The sequence below is a fragment of the Streptomyces sp. NPDC048254 genome (genome assembly GCF_043201895.1).
In the GTDB taxonomy this organism is placed as follows: Bacteria; Actinomycetota; Actinomycetes; order Streptomycetales; family Streptomycetaceae; genus Streptomyces.
In genome coordinates, this window is the sequence record NZ_JBICZJ010000012.1 from 253,979 (window position 1) to 270,938 (window position 16,960).

Here is a 16,960-nt window from a genome sequence, read left to right on the forward strand (position 1 = left end):
TACCGTCCGGTAGTTGTCGCACGATCGACAGCAGGGCCCACCTGACGGGCGAGTCCCACCTGCGCGGCACACTGACGCCGGGCCGCTGGGCGGACTTCACGGTGTGGGACCGGGACCCGGCGAACGCGGCGGGCGATGCGCTGCGGGACCTGAATCCCGTTCACACTTTCGTGGGCGGGGTCGTAGCGCCCCGTTGGGGGCGCGGGGCTGTATCGATGTGCGGCTCCGCCGCGTGGGCGCGACCAGCCCCCACCGGAGCTGCACCCGACACACAGCCATCTCTGTGCCGATCAACAGCCCGATTCACTAGCGTCCCCCGCGTGCAAGACCAACGGACAGTAGCCGACGGCCTGCGTCTCCTGACACGGGCCGTCGTCCACGTGGTCCTCGGCGGCACCGCCCTCCTCGCCATCGCGACCGTCGCCTCCGTCCTCGGCCCCACCCTCGCCCTGGACCTCTACACCCCACCGGTCGCCGCCTGGTGGACCGTGTTCACGGCGGTCGCCGTCCAGGGCGTCCCCTTCCTCCTCCTCGGCACCGTCGTCTCCGCGGCGATCGGCGCCTTCGTCCCGGCACGGGTGTTCACCCGCCTCCTCCCCCGCAACCCGGCCCTCGCCGTCCCCGTGGCGGGGGCCGCCGGCGTCGTACTCCCGGGCTGCGAGTGCGCCTCCGTCCCGGTGGCCGGCAGCCTGATGCGCCGCGGGGTCGCCCCGGCCGCGGCCCTCGCCTTCCTCCTCTCCGCACCGGCCATCAACCCGGTGGTGCTGGTGGCGACCTCGATCGCGTTCCCCGGCCGGCCCGAGATGGTCCTGGCCCGGCTGCTCGCCTCCCTCGGCACCGCGGTGGTGATGGGCTGGCTGTGGGCACGGTTCGGCCGCGCCGAGTGGCTGCGCCCGCCCCGCCCCGCCCAGGACTCCCACGCCACCGGCGCCCGTGCCTTCGTCACCGGCCTCCAGCACGACTTCCTGCACGCCGGCGGCTTCCTGGTGCTGGGCGCGGCGGCCGCGGCGACCTTCAACATCGCCGTGCCCAGATCGGTCCTGGACGTCTTCACGGGCTCCGCGTGGACGGCCGTCCCCCTCCTCGCCGTGCTCGCCGTCGTGCTGTGCGTGTGCAGCGAGGCCGACGCCTTCGTGGCCGCCTCGCTCAGCGCCTTCCCGGCCACGGCGAGGCTGGCGTTCATGGTGGTGGGCCCGATGGTCGACCTCAAGCTGATCGCCCTCCAGGCGGGCACCTTCGGCCGGGGCTTCGCGCTCCGCTTCTCCTCGGCGACCTGGCTGGTGGCGCTGTCGTCGTCCGTGCTGGTGGGGTGGTGGCTGCTGTGAGCCGTTACGGCGGACCGGTGCTGCTCTGCCTGGTCGGCGCGGCGGTCCTGCGGATCACCCTCTTCGGCGACCTGTACCTCAGGTACGTCCAGGCGTCCCTGCGCCCGTACCTGATCACCTCCGGCATCGCCCTGATCCTGCTGGGCCTCACGACGGCGGTCCTGAAGAGCCTCACGGTTCAGGACGAGGACCACCACCACAACCACGGCCCCCGGATCGCCTGGCTGCTCACCCTCCCCGCTCTCGCCCTGCTCCTCTTCCCGCCGCCCGCGCTCGGCTCGTACAGCGCGGAGCGCGAGGCGGCGCAGCGGGCGGCGCAGGGGGTCGGGGCCTTCCCGGCGCTGCCCGCCGGGAACCCGGTGCCGCTGACGCTCGCCGAGTTCAGCTCACGGGCGATCTACGACAGCGGGCGCTCGCTGACGGGCCGTACCGTCCGCATGACGGGCTTCGTCACGTCCGGCTCCGACGGTGGCACCTGGTATCTCACCCGGCTGATGGTCACCTGCTGCGCCGCCGACGCCACCACCAGCAAGGTGGAGATCAGGGGCGAGGACGCGCCGCTCACCGACACCTGGGTCACCGTCACCGGCATCTGGCACCCCAAGGGCAGGCTGGGCTCGGACGCGGCCTGGCCGCCGGTGCTGGACGCGAAGTCGGCACACACGGTGCGGCAGCCGTCGGACCCGTACGAGACGCCGTAGCCCGTTCGGCTCCGGTGACCGGGTCGTGCCGCCCCGCATGACGGACGGTGGCAACCGTAGGTACCGGCACACGAACCCCCCCCCGGCATTCACCGGCGTACGAAGGGAACCCTCCCGCCCATGCGTATCGATCTGACAGGACGCACCGCACTGGTCACCGGCTCCACGCAGGGGATCGGTGCGGCCATCGCCGTGGGGCTCGCGCGGGCCGGGGCCCGCGTGGGCGTCAACGGCCGTGACGAACGCCGGGTGGCCGACAGCGTGCGGGCGCTTTCCGAGCAGGCCCCCGGCGCCGACCTGGTGCCGGTGGCCGCCGACGTCTCCACCGACGAGGGCGCGGCCCGGGCGACGGAGCTGCTGCCCCGGGTGGACATCCTCGTCAACAACCTGGGGGTCTTCGGGGCCGCCGACCCGTTGGAGCTCAGCGACGACGAATGGCGCCGCTACTTCGAGGTCAACGTGCTCGCCGCCGTACGACTGACGCGGCTGTATCTGCCGGGCATGACCGAACGCGGCTGGGGGCGCGTGCAGTACATCGCCAGCGACTCGGCGGTGGCCATCCCGGCGGAGATGATCCATTACGGGATGTCGAAGACCGCGCTGCTGGCGGTGAGCCGCGGCTTCGCCAAGAAGGCGGCCGGTACGGGCGTGACGGTGAACTCGGTCATCGCGGGCCCCACGCACACCGGCGGTGTCGAGGACTTCGTGTACGGACTCGTGGACCGGGAGCTGCCGTGGGAGGAGGCGCAGCGGAGGTTCATGCGCGAGTACCGGCCGCAGTCCCTGCTGCAACGGCTGATCGAGCCGGAGGAGATCGCCCACATGGTCGTCTACCTCAGCTCCGAGCAGGCGTCGGCGACGACCGGGGGCGCCCTGCGGGTGGACGGCGGTTACGTCGACGCGATCCTGCCCTGACCGTCGGGACCGGGGGCCGGGTGCTACGCCTGTGCCCGGCCCTGTTCCCGTACCTGGGCGAGGCGCCGGACGCCGATGTCGAGGGTCTGTCCGGCGGTGTCCGTCGGGAGGGTGCCGAGGGCGCCGGCGGTGAGGACGATCGCGTCGTCGCCGACGCGGACGACGGCGACGTCGACGGTGAGGGTGGTGGGATCGTCGTCCGGGGAGGGCTGTGCGGTGAGGGTGACCCGCAGCCCCTGCCGGGCCTCGCCGAACTCCGGCAGCCGGGAGTCGGCGACCTGGACGGTCTCGGTCCCGGCCGAGGTGGTCTGCGCGGCGAACTGCCCGCAGACGCCGGGCACCGCCCGCAGCCAGGCCAGGGTCCGGTCCACGTCGGCGGCGCGGCTCGCGTAGACCTGGTAGCGGAGCTGGGCGTCGTCGTCGCCGTCGTCGAGGACGGCGACGGCGTGCGGGCCGGCCGGTTCGAGCAGCTCGTCGGCGTAGAGGGCGTCGAGCAGGCGCTGGCAGTCGGGCTGCCCGGCGACGGCCTTGAGCAGACCGTCGTGCCAGGTGGCGGTGGAGTCGCCGGCCGTCCACGGCACCCCGAGGTCGGCCTCGCCGATCAGCGCCGACTGGGCCTGCCCGGGGGTGAGCGCCGGGGTGCCGGGCGAGGCGGCCGGGCTGGCGGGAGCGGGGGCGGCCCGCTCGGCGGCGGTCGCGTTCGCCGCCGGGGAGGCGCCCGGAGCGGACGTTTCCGGCGGCGGGCCGGCCGTACAGGCGGAGACGGCGAGCAGGCCGGCCACGGCAAGACCGGAGGCGATGACTCTCATGGCGGGGCCTCTCCGGGAACAGGAGCGGTGGGACGCGTGAGATCACGCCATCACCACTGGCGCCCGCCTACCACCGCTCCGGTCCGTCCGGGTGAGCGTCCCCGTTCGCTGACCACCCGACGTCCAGCTACGCCGGGGCCACCCCTCTGTGTTCGGTCCATGCCTGACACGCGTCGACCATGGCCATGAGCCAGTCCGCTTCGGGCTTCCGGCCGACAGCGGCCCGGTACATCCGGAGGTTCGCGGCGGCGAAGGCATCGACCGCCTGCGGGGCCGCCTCACGCCATGCGGTCAATCCCTCTGCCCACTTCTCGGCACGGTCCGGCGTGTGCCCGGCTGCAATGAGCTGGAGCACCAGGAGAGCAGGATCGATGAACCCCGCGCCCCGGGTCGGCCACGCCCAGTCCACGGCCCACACCCGCCGCTTCACGACGAGGAAGTTGCTCGGATTGATGTCCGTGTGGAGAAGCGAGTCACCCCGGAACAACTCGGCCACCGAGCTGTCCGAGGCAAACCGGTCCCATCGCGTCTCGGGCCAGTCCTGGGCGATCCGCGGAAGGGGCAGCCGGCCGATCTCGCCGATTACGTCGACCACCAGGGGCAGGTCAGGCGAGTCGGGAGCGAAGTCGGACGACCGGCCGTCGACCACTTCGAAGCCCAGGACCGACCAGTCTTCGGCTTCCACGTCCCACAGCAGGTGCGGGGAGATGTGCCCGAGGTAGGCGTTGATCCGCCTTTCCCTGATGAGAGACTCCCGCCGGCCGCCCGGCCGGTTGCGCATGGCCTTGACGAAGAAGGGACCCCTGGCGCAGTCGACCACGGCCGTCAGATCCGAGCTGAAGCCGCGCTCGGTCCTGTGGATCCCGGCCACAGGGCCCGTGTGTTCCTCGATCAAGGGGAGGATCGCGGATTCGGCAAGAGCGGCGTCCATGGTCCGTTCAGTTCCTCGGGGTGCACTCACTTCCGGGTGTCCCCGGAGAGCACTCGTCGTCGGTGTCGGGAGTACAGGGTCGGGCGTCGTCGTTGTCCGGGCCGCAGGGGCTGTCGGGGCCGCAGCTGCGGGGAGCCGCCGATGTTGCGCCCCGCTCGAACGGTCGCGTTGGCCTGTGCGATCTCGGGGCCGCCGAGGATAGCGCCCAGGGGCGCATCCTGGACGTTTCCCACGCTCAGCCATGTGGAGAACACGCACGGGGAGACCGAGCCGCTTGGACTGATGGACGCGCGCCCGTCCCCGCATCGCCCGCAGAGGCCGTCCGTGCACGGCTCCTGCCCGTTCGCCCCGCGCCCGAAGGGTCGGATGTGATCGACGCGAACGTTTCGCACGCCCAGGGCCGCCAGCTCCCGCTTCGTCTCCTCTCCGGTGTCGGATGGATCGGGGACGATCACAGACACTCGGATCGGGATGTTCTCCGTCACCGCCTTCACGATGTTCGCTCGGGTGCGGGCGTGACTGTTCCGCCCGGTGACCGCGTTGTGTGCGTTCCTGGCCGTAGTACGACGTGGCCAGGCTGACGTTCTCCCGCCGGAGCAGGCTCCACCAATTCTCGTTCAGGTGGACCATGTTGCTGTACACCTCGACCGCCAGACCGAGCTTCAGCGCGTGCGCGATCAGGGTCGGCGCGTCGGGGTGCATGGTGACCTCACCCCCGGTGAATGCACTCGGGGGACACCGGCCGCGGCGGCTTCGTCGAGCACGCGCGTCTGTGCTCGCCCAGGCCCACGAGCACATCGACGTGTTGGTGTATGCCGCCGTCTTCCTGCATGAAGCGTACCCGCGGCTCAACGACCTGTTGCGAGAGCGAGCTGCCGACGGGTGTGCTGTCCGTGTCGCGATCGGTGATCCGGACAGCGTGAATGTCCAACAGCGCGGCGCGGAGGAGAAGTTCGGCCACGGGATCGAGTCCCGGTGCCGCCTTGCCCTCATGCACTATCGCCCCCTCGCCGGGGTACCCGGCATCGAGGTGCGGACCCACGCCACCACGCTCTACAACTCGATCTATCGTGCGGACGACCAGGTACTGGTCAATGCCCACATCTGGGGCATCAACGCCTACGGTGCTCCCGTGTGGCATCTTCGGCGCAGCGGAGAGGGCGGCCTGTTCGACACCTACGCCGGCAGCTTCGACGCGGTGTGGGAGACCGCGACGCCGGTGACGGAAGGGTGACCATGGCACGGACCGAGTACTACGACGACCCGGCAGCACCGGAGCCGAACAGCTTGGTGGTCGCCGCGTCCGCAGTGGTTACCGACCGCGAAGGACGCATCCTCCTTCAGCGCCGCCGGGACAACGACCTCTGGGCGCTACCCGGCGGCGGCATGGAGATGACCGACTCACTCCCGGGAACGGCCGTCCGCGAGGTGAAGGAGGAAACGGGTCTGGACGTGGAGATCACCGGGCTCGTGGGCACATATACCGACCCTCGCCACATCATCGCCTACTCGGACGGCGAGGTGCGCAGGCAGTTCAACGTCTGCTTCATCGCCCGCATGGTCGGCGGCCGACTCACGATCTCGGACGAGTCCACGGAGTTGCGGTTCGTCCAGCCGGAAGAGATCCCCCAACTGCCGATGCACCACACGCAACGGCTCCGGATCCGTCACTTCCTGGAGCCCCGTGAGCGGCCCTATCTCGGCTGACGACGGCAAGACCGGGGCGGGGGCAGGAGCGCGGGTTGGTCTGGTGTGACGGAAGTCCGCATCCGGCTCGTCCTAGTCGCTGCGAGTCCACGCCTGATGCGCGAGGCCAGGTCGAATCGCTGCTACACCATCGCTCGGAGGTGACGGCAACCCTGACGGCAACGACGGCACACAGGCGCACATGATCGCCAACCTGTGCGAACGGAGTGAGGGGCCGCAGGCAGCCTTCATAGCGTGCTGCCCGCTCCTACGGATCAGAAGGTTGCAGGTCTGCGAGCGAAAACAGGTGCAGTGAACCCTGTGCGGACCACGGCCCCCGCGCGAGGCGGGAGGCGGGAGGCCGGGGGGTACCCCCTCCGCCCCGGGGGGACGGTGTCGAAGGGGGCCCGTGCGAACTGGGGGAGCAGGCTGGAAAACCTTTCGTCAGGTGGCCGGTCTTGTCTTTAGTGTGTCCCGCATGAAGCGCGCCCTGCCGTGTCCGTTCCGTACGACGACGCCGGAGACCGTCCCGGCGCGCTGACATCCGACCTGTCCGAAGCCCCGGGAGAACGTCCCGGGGCTTTGTCGTGTCGCGGACCGTTCGCCTCTTTGACGAAGGAGCTCCGCCATGCAGGACCACCGCCGACTCGGCCGTGAACTCGACCTGTTCGACACCGACCCGCTGATGGGCGCGGGCCTGCCCTACTGGCTGCCCGACGGGGCGGTCGTACGGCACACCCTGGAGGAGTACGTCCGGGACGCGGAGCGGCGGGCCGGGTACCGGCACGTGTACTCGCCCGTCCTCGGCAAACGCGAGCTGTACGAGATCTCCGGGCACTGGTCGCACTACCGCGAGGACATGTACCCGGCCATGCGGGTGGGGGCGGAGGAGGTCGTGCTGCGGCCGAGCCTGTGCCCGCATCACGCGCTGATCTATCGGTCCCGGGCCCGCAGCTACCGGGAACTGCCGCTGCGGATCGCCGAGGTGGGGGCCATGTACCGCGCCGAGCTGTCCGGTGTCCTCGGCGGGCTCACCCGGGTGCGGGCCATCCAGCTCAACGACGCCCATATCTTCTGCACCCTCGACCAGGCCGTCGAGGAGGCCCGCGCCGCCCTGGAGCTGATCGCCCGCGCCTACGCCGACCTCGGCATCAGCGCCGTACGGCACCGGCTCTCGCTGCCCGGCGAGGGCGGGAAGTACGTCGCCGACCCGGAGTTGTGGCAGCGGGCCACCGTGCTGCTGCGGCAGGTGCTGGACGGGGCGGGCGTGGCGTACGAGGAGGCCGAGGGGGAGGCCGCGTTCTACGGCCCGAAGATCGACGTGCAGATCGCGGACGCGGCGGGGCGGGAGTCGACCCTGTCCACCGTGCAGATCGACTTCCACCAGCCGGAGCGGTTCGATCTGCGGTACGTCGGGGCGGACGGCGGCAGGCATCGGCCGGTGATGGTGCACCGGAGCGTGATCGGGAGTGTGGAGCGGGCCGTCGCGCATCTTCTCGACGTGCACGGCGGGGCCTTCCCGGCCTGGCTGGCGCCGGTGCAGCTGCTGGTCCTGCCGGTCGCCGAGGCGCAGCTGGCGCAGGCCGGGGCGCTGGTCGCGGCGGCGGTCGCGGACGGGCTGCGGGCCGAGGCCGCCGGTCCCGAGCGGGGCAGTCTGGGCGCGCGGGTGCGCGACGGCAGGCTCGTGCCGTACCAGGCGGTGATCGGCGAACGCGAGGCCGAGGCGGGGCTGGCGGCCCTGCGGCTGCGGGACGGACGCCGGGTGGGTGCCGTGCCGGTGGCGGAGCTGGTGCGGCGGATCGGGGAGCGGGTGGCGGGGCGGGGGACCGGGCTGTGGGACGAGTCAGGGGCCGGGTGCGGGTGACGGGGGAGGGCGGCCGTCAGGTGAGGGCGGCCGCTGCCTCGCGGAGGTCGGTGAGGGCGGCGCGGGCCAGTTCGGGGAAGGGCTGGTCGTTCGCCGGGGTGATCCACCGGGCGAAGGCCGTGGCGAAGGCGCGGATGCCCAGGTCGGCGGCGAGGCTCGCGGTGGGGTCGGGGACGCCGCGGCGGCGGAGGGCGTCGGTCAGGGTCGCCGCGAGGTCGAGCTCCTTGAAGGCCAGGCGCTCCCGCAGTTCGGTGTGGCCGGCGACGACCGCGCTGAGGCGGGGGCCGAACGCTCGCTGTTCGGGGGTGAAGGACGCGGTCAGGGCGTCCAGGGCCGCGGCGACCGCCTCCAGCGGGGTCGCGGCGGCCGGTGCGGCCTCGGCGCCTTCCGTGAGGAGGCGGCCGTGCACCTCCTGCCCGGCGAACAGCACCTCGCGCTTGTCCGGGAAGTGCCGGAAGAAGGTCGTCTTGGTCAGTCCGGCCCGCTCGGCGATCTGGGCGACGGTGGTGCTGTCGTAACCCTGCTCGCCGAACAGGTCGATCGCGGCCTGCACGAGTCGCTGTCGTGCGTTCGGTTCCCATCGAGCCATGAAGACAGCCTAAGTGATGTGACTCGGTACCGTCACGGTGTACGGTGACGGTACCGAGTCACATCACCTTCTTCTCGTTCCCGGGAGAGCTGTCATGCGTGTCTTCGTCACCGGCGCCGGCGGTCATATCGCCTCCGCCGTCATCCCCGAACTGCTCCGGGCCGGGCACGAGGTCGTCGGCCTCGCCCGGTCCGACGACTCCGCCGCGGCGGTGGCGGCACTGGGCGCCGAGGTGCGCCGCGGTGACCTCGCGGACCTGGACGGGCTGCGGGCGGCAGCGCGCGACGCCGACGCCGTCGTCCATCTCGCCTTCGACCACGCGGCCATGGCCGCCGGGGACATGGCCGGCGCCGCGGCCACCGACCTGGAGGTGACCCGGGCGTTCGGCGAGGTGCTCGCCGGTACCGGCAAGGCCCTCCTGGGGATCGGCATGGGGCGCGACGGCAACGAGCACGTCGCACAGGCCCTCGACGCCAACCCCCGGTCCGCCACCGGGCGCCTGATCGGCGAACTCACCGGACAGGGCGTGCGTACCGTGCTGGTCGGGATACCGCCGGTCGTGCACAGCACCCTGGACCGGAGCGGGTTCCTGCCGATACTGATCCGGATCGCCCGGGCCACGGGGGTCTCCGGCTATGCCGGGGACGGCGGGAACCGGTGGTCCGCCGTGCACACGCTGGACCTCGCCCGGCTCTACCGGCTGGCGCTGGAGCAGGCGCCCGCGGGAGCGCAACTGCACGCCGCGGCCGAGCAGGGCGTCACGGTGCGGGAGATCGCCGAGGTGATCGGGGCGCGGCTGGGGGTTCCGGCCGAGAGCATCCCGGATGAGCGGGCCGCCGGGCACTTCGGGTTCTTCGGTGCGCTGATCACCTACGACATGCCGTTGAACAGTGAGCGGACGCGGGAGCTGCTGGGGTGGGAGCCGAAGGAGGCCGGGCTCGTGGCCGACCTTGAGGAGGAGCACTACTTCAAGGACGCATGAGCCGGGGCAAGGGGCGACCGCCGGTGGGCCGGTGCGGGTCCGCCCGCTGGAACGTTCCGTCCGCCACATAGAGTCAGGGCTGACGGAAGGAGCCCCCCGTGACCGGTCAGCCCATCCCCGTGATCATCGACTGTGACACCGGTGTCGATGACGCCCTCGCCCTGCTGTTCGCCGTTCGGCATCCGGGGATCGATCTGCGGGCGGTGACCTGCGTCGCCGGGAACACCGACGTGGACGGGGTGGTCCGGAACACGCTGACCGTGCTGGAGCGGGCCGGGGCCGGGGACGTTCCCGTCGCGCGGGGGGCCGAGCGGCCGCTCATCGAGGCGGCCCGGTCGGCCCGCCATGTGCACGGCACGGACGGCATGGGGGACCTGGGCCTGCCCGCGCCCGCCCGCCGCCCCGCCGACGTCGACGCCGTCACCCTGCTCCGCCGCGAGATCCTCGCCTCGCCCCGCCCGGTGACCCTCGTCCCGACCGCGCCGCTCACCAACATCGCCCTCCTGCTGCGCACCCACCCCGAGGTCACCGGCAACATCGAGCGGATCGTCTTCATGGGCGGCGCGGTCGCCACCGGGAACGCCACGCCGGTCGCCGAGTTCAACGTCTGGCACGACCCCGAGGCCGCCGCGGTCCTGCTCACCGCCGGAGTGCCGATCACCATGTACGGCCTGGACGTCTTCCAGCGGGTCGTGGTGCCGGGCGCGGAGGTGCGGAGGCTGCGGGCGAGTGCGGAACCCGGCGCCCGGCTCGCCGGTGACCTGCTCGCGCACCGGCCCGCCGCGCCGGACCCGGACGGCGACGACCCGGCCGGCGACGACCCGGCCGGCGGTCTCGGCGACGCCGGCGCGGTCTGCGCCGTCGCCGACCCGGCCGGCCTGACCACCCGCCGGCTCCCGGTCGAGGTCTCCCTGGCCCCGGGACCGACCCGGGGCCAGACCGTCGTCGACCGCCGCCCCCGGCCGGGCGAGGCCGAGATCCACGGCGGCGGCCGGGAACAGGCCCTGGTGGACGTGGCCCTGGACGTGGACGTGGCACGGTACGTGAAGCTGTATCTGGAGACGGTCGTCACCGACTAGGTCGGCGGTGGTGAAGACCGGCGGTGACGACGGCCGAGGGCGACGAAGACCGAAGGCAACGAAGACCGAGGGCCGAAGGCAGTCCCTCGCGGTGTCGGTCTCCTACGACGGCGGCCGGCACTGGACCGGGCTCGCCGTCAGCCACGGCCACGTCACCTACGAGAACCCGGCGAAGGGCAGGACGGTGTCTTTCAAGCACCGGATCGCCGACAGGAAGGGCAACGCGTCGGCGGTCACCGTGTACGACGCGTACGCCGGGAAATGACACCGGCACCCGGAAGCCACGGCTCGGACGTGCGGGAGCGGAACCGTGGCCTCGACCGCCCCTTCGGCCGGGGTCCGGTCCGGCACGTCGAGAACCGCTGAGCCGCGTCCGTACGGGTACGCCCCAGCCGCTCAAGGCGGCTGGGGCGTACCCGTGTGGGTGTGCGGGGCCTCGGGTCAGGCGCGGGTCGCCTTACGGCGTCGGGTGGCGACGACGATCGCCGCGCCGCCGGCCAGCAGCACGGCCGCGCCGCCGGCGATGATCGGGGTGGTGGAGCTGGCGCCGGTGTGGGCGAGGTCGCCGCCACCGCCGGAGTCGGTGCTCGGGGCCGACGCGGGGGCGGTCGTCGACTCGGAGGCGGAGGCCGACGGGGTGGCCGTGCCGGTCGACTCGCTCTCCGAAGGCGACGGGGTCTCCGCGGGCGGCGGGGTGGTCTCCTCGGCCGGGGTCGACTCCGAGGCGGAGGGCGACGGGGACGGGGACGACGACTCGCCGGTCGCGCAGTCCTTCGTGCCGCCGTTCCAGGACGCGATCAGCTTGTCCTTGATGACCGCGTGGTCCGGGCCGGCCGGCAGGTCGCCGTGCTCGAAGCCGTCGTTCGCGTCCTTCTCGCCGTCGAACTTGACCGCGCCCCGGTACAGGTCGATCTGCGCGAAGCAGCCGGCGTCCGGGACCGCGATGTCGAGGGAGTCGGTCTGGCCCTGCTTGACCGTCACCGAGTCGAAGTCGACGAAGATCTGCTCGCCCGAGGTGGCGAAGGTGGCGCCGTGGGCCAGGTAGGAGGCGAGCGAGGCGGTGCAGCTCGCGGCGTCGGCGGCGGCGCGGACCTTGATGTGGACCTTGCCGTCGTCGGTGACCTTCAGGTTCTGGTCGTCGACCTTCACCGAGTCGAAGAAGTTCGAGCCGTCCACCGAGAACTGGCACTTGTCGGTGCCGGTCTCCGTGCCGGCTCCGGTGCCGGGGCTGTAGTGGCCGCCGGACTTCCAGCCGTCACCGCCCGGGGTGCCGTGCGCGAAGGCGCCGGACGCCCCGGCGACGGAGGCGGCACACAGGGCGAACGACGCGAGGCCCGTCCCCAGCAGGCGGTGCGCGGTGACATGTCTGGTTATGGACATGGATATCCCATCGTGGATCTCGCGAGGAGAGCAGCGGAGGCTGCGGAAAGCGAAGAAACACCAGGCTCATTGGTCACATGCGCCACGGTGTGCGCCCATGGTCGTGTGACGTGCCGAAGCCTGTCAACCTGCCCTGAATCAAGAGACGTTCGGAGCTCATCACAACTCCCTCACACGGGGAATGATCCGCTCCGGGCGGTGTGAAGGTTCGCTTTCTCGGCAATCTGGACAGACTTGTTCTCGGTTTCCCCCCGCTCGCATTCCGTCCCGCCCGAAAGGAACACGCGTGGTCGACCTCTCCTCCCGGAACCCCGACTGGTGGCGCCAGGCCGTGATCTACCAGGTGTATCCGCGCAGCTTCGCCGACGCGGACGGCGACGGGCTGGGTGACCTCCGGGGCGTCACCGAGCGGCTGTCCCATCTGGGCTCGCTCGGCGTGGACGCCCTGTGGCTCAGCCCGTTCTACCCGTCCGAACTCGCCGATGGCGGCTACGACGTCGCCGACTACCGGGACGTCGACCCGCGCCTTGGCACCCTGGACGACTTCGACGCGATGGTAGCCGAGGCGCACCGGCTGGGCCTGAAGGTGATCGTCGACATCGTCCCGAACCACACCTCGCATCTGCACCCCTGGTTCCAGGAGGCGCTGCTCGCGGGTCCCGGTTCGGCGGCCCGCGACCGCTACGTCTTCCGGCCCGGCCGCGGCGAGCACGGCGAACTCCCGCCCTCCGACTGGCAGTCGGTGTTCGGCGGCAGCGCCTGGCGCCGGGTCCCGGACGGCGAGTGGTACCTGCATCTCTTCGCCCCCGAGCAGCCCGACCTGAACTGGGCGCACGAGGAGGTCCGCGCCGACTTCCGCACCACCCTGCGCTTCTGGTCCGACCGGGGCGTCGACGGCTTCCGCATCGACGTGGCGCACGCCCTGGTGAAGGACCTCGCCGAACCACTGCGGGACGTGGCGGAGTTCGGCGCGACCGGCGAGGAGGCGCTGGAGCGGGTACCGCCCGGCACGCACCCCTACTGGGACCGTGACGAGGTGCACGAGATCTTCCGGGACTGGCGCAAGATCTTCGACGCCTACACCCCGCCGCGCACGGCCGTCGCCGAGGCCTGGGTGCCCGGCGCCCGCCGCGCCCTGTACGCCCGCCCGGACGAACTCGGACAGGCCTTCAACTTCGAGTACCTCCAGACCCCTTGGGACGCGGACGCCCTCCGTGAGGTCATCACCGGCTCCCTCGCCACCGCCCGCGCGGCCGGCGCCTCCGCCACCTGGGTGCTCTCCAACCACGACGTCGTACGGCACGCCTCCCGGCTGATGCTGCCGCCGGGTACGGACGAGAACGCCTGGCTGCTGTCCGGCGGCCGGGCGCCGGAGGTCGATGCTTCTCATGGTCTCCGCCGGGCCCGCGCCGCCACCCTGCTGATGCTGGCGCTGCCCGGATCGTCGTACGTCTACCAGGGTGAGGAACTCGGGCTGCCCGAGGCCGCCGACCTGCCCGCGGCCGTCCTCCAGGATCCGGTCTGGGAACAGACGGGCCATGCCCGCAAGGGCCGCGACGGCTGCCGGGTGCCGCTGCCGTGGACGGCGGGCGGACCGTCGTACGGCTTCGGGTCCGGCGGTGCCTGGCTGCCGCAGCCGGAGTGGTTCGCGTCGTACGCCGTCGAGACGCAGGCCGGTACGGCGGGCTCCACCCTGGAGCTGTACCGCACCGCGCTGCGGCTGCGCCGCAAGCTGATCGAGGGCGAGACGCTGACCTGGGCCGAGGCGCCGGAGGGGGTGCTGCACTTCGCCCGGTCGGAGGGCTGGCGGTGCGTCACGAACGTGTCGGACGCGCCGGTGCCCCTGCCGCCGGGCGAAGTGCTGCTGGCCAGCGTGCCGCTGCCGCTGGACGGCACGCTGCCGCCCGACACCACGGTGTGGCTGGGCGCCTAGCCGGCGGTGGGGCTGGGGGTCGGGGAGGCGCCGGCATTGCCGTCGGCGTTGCCGGTGCCGACGCCGGCACCGCTGCCCGTGAAGCCGTTCTCCCCGGGCAGCGCCGGCGGGCTGGTCGTGCTGTTGACCGGCGGGGTGAGGACGACCTGCGGCTGGCCCGCGTCCGGAGGCGGCGGGGTCAGATCGGTGGCCGGCAGCTTCGGCGGGGTCGTCTCCTGGAAGAGGACCGACGGGAAGTCGACCAGGCCGGTCTGCTCCATCACCGTGATGTGGTCGAGGACCGTGGCGTTGGCCTGGTCGGCCAGGATCCGCACCAGGGTGTTCTCGGTGGTGGAGCGGATCTTGGCGATCGTGTTGAAGATCGAACCGTGCGTGACCCGCAGGATGTTGGCGAAGTCCGTGTCGAACTTCTTGCCGCTGTCGGCGTTCAGGGTGTTGATGAACCCCTGCTGCTGCGGAGAGGGCAGGTTCGGGATGGTGATGTTGAGCATGGGCGCGATCTTGCGGCAGCTGGCGTCCAGCGCCGCGTGGCCGTCGATCAGGTGCTTGCTCGCGGTGAGGACCGCCTGGCTCTGGCCCTTCTTCAGGCCGATCTGGCCCACGGGGTACTCCCACAGTCCGGCCGCGCGCACCTTCACCACGAAGTCACGGTCGCCTTCGGTCAGCGGCCCCCACTGGGTGTTGGCGATGACCCGGGTCGTGTCGCTGGACACGGTGTTCACGCCCAGCATGCTCGGGTACGCCAGTGCTGCGAGGGTCAGGCTGAGGGCTCCGCCCACGAAGAGCGTGCCCGTCGCGTTCCGCGAAAAGCGCACCGGTGCCTCCTGCCGGTCGGGGGTCCCGCGCAGGGGCGGGGTCGGTCGCCCATGAATACGGACGGGGGAAGGGCCGGAAACCTTTTGGTTTGGCAAAGAACTTGTGAGGCCTTGCTCTGCCGGAGGGGCCGCCTCCCCATGTCTTGCCCACGGGAGGGTGATGACTTCCTCTGGTCAGTGTGGCCATGACAAAGCCGCGGGCTAGCTTCGCCGCATGCCCCCACAGCCACCATCCGCGCGCGTTCCCCGCGGCGCCGCTCCCGGCCAGGGTCCTGGCCGGGGTCCCGGCCGTGGCCCCGCCGCGCTGCCCGTACTGCCCTACCGCAAGCCTTCCAAGGGCCGCGACTACTGGGTGTTCGACGACGTCCTGCCGGACGTGGACGCCGTACGCGAGCGCTGCCTGGCCAAGGACGACTGGGTCCAGGGATACCCGTACACCTCGGAGACCTGGCCCGGACTGCGCACCATGCCCGGCCTCGAACCCGCCGAACTCGCCGTCGTGGAAGGCCTGGTGAAGCAGGCGACCGGCGCCGGGAAACTGTGGGTGCAGCAGGCGCCCGGCGGCGGCACCCTCAACCACAACTGCGTCCAGGTCGTCGGCGAGGGCGAGAGCGAGCCGCGCCCGCACACCGACTCACGGGCGCTGTGCCGGTACGCGGCGGTGCTGTATCTCAACCCCGGTGTCGCCAAGGACTGCGGCACCGCCTTCTACCGCCAGTCGCTGCCCGGCGGCCGGCTCGGCGGCAACGTCGTGCAGGCCCCGCACAACAATCTGGTCGAGGCCCTGGGGACCCGGTTCGTCCCGGGCGACCACTTCGAGGAGGACGTCCGCGTCCCGCACAAGTACAACCGGCTGCTCCTCTACAACGCCAACCTCGTGCACAGCGCCACCGGTTACGCCGGCAAGACGCTGGAGGAGAAGCGGATGACCGCCGTGTTCTTCTGGATGGCCTGATCCCGTAAGGGAGTTGAGCCGCCGGATTCGGTACCGGATTCTGTAACGGCGGGCGTGACACGACCACGACGGTCCCGTGACGGCGAACCCCGAACTTCCCTGCCCGGGACCGCATCGAAAGAGGTGTCCGGCAGAGAGCCGGGAAGAACACCACCGCTGGGGGACCCCATGTCGAACCGTCGCCGCAACCTCCGCAAGACCGCCGCCGCCCTGACCGGCGCCGCCGCGCTGATGGCCCTGCTGACCGCGTGCAACGGCACCGCGACCGGCTCCGTCACCTCCGACGGCGGTACGGCGGCTCCGGCGGCGGGCGACGCGACGGACAACGGCGGCTCCACGGGCTCCAACGGCTCGACCGGCTCCGGTTCCGGCTCCGGTTCCGGCTCCGGTTCGGGTTCCGGTTCCGGGGCTACGCCGGCCGGGAACGCCGGGTCGGGGAGCAGCACGGGTGGGAGCACGGGCTCGTCCACCTCGGGCGGTTCCTCGGCCTCCGGCGGCTCGGTGGCCGCCGCCTGCCAGGCCTCCGGGCTCGGCTACTCCTGGGCCGACTCCGGCAGCGGCACCGGCCAGCAGAAGCACGCGGTCGTGGCGCTCACCAACAAGAGCGGCCACTCCTGCACGCTCTACGGCTTCCCGGGCGTCGACCTGGTCAACAGCGGTCAGCAGTGGTCGCTCCAGCGCACGAACGCCACCCCGAAGCGGATCAACCTGGCGAACGGCGCCTCCGCCAACTTCACGATCACCTTCCTGGTGCCGGCGCAGGGCGACTCCACCACGTTCACGCCGACCACGGTCGTCGTCACCGCGCCGGACCAGCGCACCTCGTACGACCTGCCGTGGCACGGCGGTGCCGTGGTACTCCAGGACGGCGCGACCCACCCGGGGACGTACGTCGGCCCGGTCGGTGAGTGACGGCCGGGGTCCCGGGTGCCACCGCGTCGTGGGGCTCGGGTTCACCCGTTCGGAGTAACCCCCGTGGTGGCGGGCCGAGGTCGG

General features: G+C 72.0%; 18 protein-coding genes. 12 read left to right on the forward strand and 6 right to left on the reverse strand.

Annotated elements, in window-relative coordinates:
- Positions 1-320 precede the first annotated feature (320 nt).
- From ACGFZQ_RS31685 to ACGFZQ_RS31695, 3 genes are all read left to right on the forward strand, one after another.
- Positions 321-1,325: a permease gene (locus ACGFZQ_RS31685; protein ID WP_393843185.1), complete on the forward strand. Its 1,005-nt coding sequence runs from the start codon at positions 321-323 to the stop codon at positions 1,323-1,325.
- A complete protein-coding gene (locus tag ACGFZQ_RS31690) occupies positions 1,322-2,026 on the forward strand; it encodes a TIGR03943 family putative permease subunit (RefSeq protein ID WP_393843186.1) in 705 nt (234 codons plus the stop codon). Before ACGFZQ_RS31685 ends, ACGFZQ_RS31690 begins: the two co-directional genes overlap by 4 nt.
- Positions 2,027-2,146: 120 nt before the next feature.
- Complete coding sequence (locus ACGFZQ_RS31695; RefSeq protein WP_393843187.1) at positions 2,147-2,941, forward strand: SDR family NAD(P)-dependent oxidoreductase; 795 nt, start codon at positions 2,147-2,149, stop codon at positions 2,939-2,941.
- Positions 2,942-2,964: 23 nt separating this feature from the next.
- On the opposite strand, the gene ACGFZQ_RS31700 is transcribed toward ACGFZQ_RS31695, so the two are convergent.
- The 3 genes from ACGFZQ_RS31700 to ACGFZQ_RS31710 form a co-directional block, all read right to left on the reverse strand.
- Positions 2,965-3,750: a hypothetical protein gene (locus tag ACGFZQ_RS31700; protein ID WP_393843188.1), complete on the reverse strand. Its 786-nt coding sequence runs from the start codon at positions 3,748-3,750 to the stop codon at positions 2,965-2,967.
- A gap of 127 nt (positions 3,751-3,877) precedes the next feature.
- Positions 3,878-4,681: a phosphotransferase gene (locus tag ACGFZQ_RS31705; RefSeq protein WP_393843189.1), complete on the reverse strand. Its 804-nt coding sequence runs from the start codon at positions 4,679-4,681 to the stop codon at positions 3,878-3,880.
- A 26-nt stretch (positions 4,682-4,707) separates the two neighbouring features.
- Entirely contained in the window at positions 4,708-5,175 is a 468-nt protein-coding gene (locus ACGFZQ_RS31710; RefSeq protein WP_393843190.1) for an SPASM domain-containing protein, read from the reverse strand.
- A gap of 134 nt (positions 5,176-5,309) precedes the next feature.
- Here ACGFZQ_RS31710 and ACGFZQ_RS31715 point away from each other — a divergent pair, with 134 nt between their 5' ends.
- From ACGFZQ_RS31715 to thrS, 3 genes are all read left to right on the forward strand, one after another.
- Positions 5,310-5,915: a transcriptional regulator gene (locus tag ACGFZQ_RS31715; RefSeq protein WP_393843191.1), complete on the forward strand. Its 606-nt coding sequence runs from the start codon at positions 5,310-5,312 to the stop codon at positions 5,913-5,915.
- Positions 5,916-5,917: 2 nt separating this feature from the next.
- The gene (locus ACGFZQ_RS31720) at positions 5,918-6,388 is read left to right on the forward strand and encodes an NUDIX domain-containing protein (RefSeq protein ID WP_393843192.1); all 471 of its coding nucleotides are present in this window, start codon (positions 5,918-5,920) and stop codon (positions 6,386-6,388) included.
- Positions 6,389-6,995: 607 nt separating this feature from the next.
- The gene (thrS, locus tag ACGFZQ_RS31725) at positions 6,996-8,231 is read left to right on the forward strand and encodes a threonine--tRNA ligase (protein ID WP_393843193.1); all 1,236 of its coding nucleotides are present in this window, start codon (positions 6,996-6,998) and stop codon (positions 8,229-8,231) included.
- A gap of 16 nt (positions 8,232-8,247) precedes the next feature.
- Here thrS and ACGFZQ_RS31730 read toward each other — a convergent pair whose 3' ends face one another.
- A complete protein-coding gene (locus tag ACGFZQ_RS31730; RefSeq protein WP_393843194.1) occupies positions 8,248-8,820 on the reverse strand; it encodes a TetR/AcrR family transcriptional regulator in 573 nt (190 codons plus the stop codon).
- Between the two features lie 94 nt (positions 8,821-8,914).
- Between ACGFZQ_RS31730 and ACGFZQ_RS31735 the strand changes: the two genes are divergently transcribed.
- The 3 genes from ACGFZQ_RS31735 (at position 8,915) to ACGFZQ_RS31745 (ending at position 11,146) form a co-directional block, all read left to right on the forward strand.
- A complete protein-coding gene (locus ACGFZQ_RS31735) occupies positions 8,915-9,802 on the forward strand; it encodes an NAD-dependent epimerase/dehydratase family protein (RefSeq protein WP_393843195.1) in 888 nt (295 codons plus the stop codon).
- Between the two features lie 98 nt (positions 9,803-9,900).
- Positions 9,901-10,881 (forward strand): nucleoside hydrolase, encoded by a 981-nt coding sequence (locus ACGFZQ_RS31740; protein ID WP_393843196.1) that lies wholly within the window; start codon positions 9,901-9,903, stop codon positions 10,879-10,881.
- A gap of 91 nt (positions 10,882-10,972) precedes the next feature.
- Positions 10,973-11,146 (forward strand): hypothetical protein, encoded by a 174-nt coding sequence (locus ACGFZQ_RS31745; protein ID WP_393843197.1) that lies wholly within the window; start codon positions 10,973-10,975, stop codon positions 11,144-11,146.
- A gap of 176 nt (positions 11,147-11,322) precedes the next feature.
- On the opposite strand, the gene ACGFZQ_RS31750 is transcribed toward ACGFZQ_RS31745, so the two are convergent.
- Positions 11,323-12,261, reverse strand: a complete 939-nt coding sequence (locus ACGFZQ_RS31750) for an LAETG motif-containing sortase-dependent surface protein (protein ID WP_393843198.1) — start codon at positions 12,259-12,261, stop codon at positions 11,323-11,325.
- Positions 12,262-12,547: 286 nt separating this feature from the next.
- On the opposite strand from ACGFZQ_RS31750, the gene ACGFZQ_RS31755 reads away from it, so the two are divergent.
- Entirely contained in the window at positions 12,548-14,194 is a 1,647-nt protein-coding gene (locus ACGFZQ_RS31755; RefSeq protein ID WP_393843199.1) for an alpha-amylase family glycosyl hydrolase, read from the forward strand.
- Here ACGFZQ_RS31755 and ACGFZQ_RS31760 read toward each other — a convergent pair.
- Positions 14,191-14,973, reverse strand: coding sequence for a DUF4142 domain-containing protein (locus tag ACGFZQ_RS31760; RefSeq protein ID WP_351738632.1), 783 nt, complete (start codon positions 14,971-14,973; stop codon positions 14,191-14,193). The two genes, ACGFZQ_RS31755 and ACGFZQ_RS31760, sit on opposite strands and share 4 nt — an antisense overlap.
- Positions 14,974-15,223: 250 nt before the next feature.
- Here ACGFZQ_RS31760 and ACGFZQ_RS31765 point away from each other — a divergent pair, with 250 nt between their 5' ends.
- Both ACGFZQ_RS31765 and ACGFZQ_RS31770 read left to right on the forward strand, forming a co-directional pair.
- Positions 15,224-15,964: a DUF6445 family protein gene (locus tag ACGFZQ_RS31765; RefSeq protein ID WP_393843200.1), complete on the forward strand. Its 741-nt coding sequence runs from the start codon at positions 15,224-15,226 to the stop codon at positions 15,962-15,964.
- Between the two features lie 168 nt (positions 15,965-16,132).
- Entirely contained in the window at positions 16,133-16,876 is a 744-nt protein-coding gene (locus ACGFZQ_RS31770) for a DUF4232 domain-containing protein (RefSeq protein ID WP_393843201.1), read from the forward strand.
- Positions 16,877-16,960: the final 84 nt, after the last annotated feature.

Coding starts and splice junctions, on each gene's coding strand:
- ACGFZQ_RS31695 (WP_393843187.1), top strand. CDS start 2,147: ATGCGTATCGATCTGACAGGACGCACCGCACTGGTCACCGGCTCCACG.
- ACGFZQ_RS31700 (WP_393843188.1), bottom strand. CDS start 3,750: ATGAGAGTCATCGCCTCCGGTCTTGCCGTGGCCGGCCTGCTCGCCGTC.
- ACGFZQ_RS31705 (WP_393843189.1), bottom strand. CDS start 4,681: ATGGACGCCGCTCTTGCCGAATCCGCGATCCTCCCCTTGATCGAGGAA.
- ACGFZQ_RS31715 (WP_393843191.1), top strand. CDS start 5,310: ATGTTGCTGTACACCTCGACCGCCAGACCGAGCTTCAGCGCGTGCGCG.
- ACGFZQ_RS31720 (WP_393843192.1), top strand. CDS start 5,918: ATGGCACGGACCGAGTACTACGACGACCCGGCAGCACCGGAGCCGAAC.
- thrS (WP_393843193.1), top strand. CDS start 6,996: ATGCAGGACCACCGCCGACTCGGCCGTGAACTCGACCTGTTCGACACC.
- ACGFZQ_RS31730 (WP_393843194.1), bottom strand. CDS start 8,820: ATGGCTCGATGGGAACCGAACGCACGACAGCGACTCGTGCAGGCCGCG.
- ACGFZQ_RS31735 (WP_393843195.1), top strand. CDS start 8,915: ATGCGTGTCTTCGTCACCGGCGCCGGCGGTCATATCGCCTCCGCCGTC.
- ACGFZQ_RS31750 (WP_393843198.1), bottom strand. CDS start 12,261: ATGTCCATAACCAGACATGTCACCGCGCACCGCCTGCTGGGGACGGGC.
- ACGFZQ_RS31765 (WP_393843200.1), top strand. CDS start 15,224: ATGCCCCCACAGCCACCATCCGCGCGCGTTCCCCGCGGCGCCGCTCCC.
- ACGFZQ_RS31770 (WP_393843201.1), top strand. CDS start 16,133: ATGTCGAACCGTCGCCGCAACCTCCGCAAGACCGCCGCCGCCCTGACC.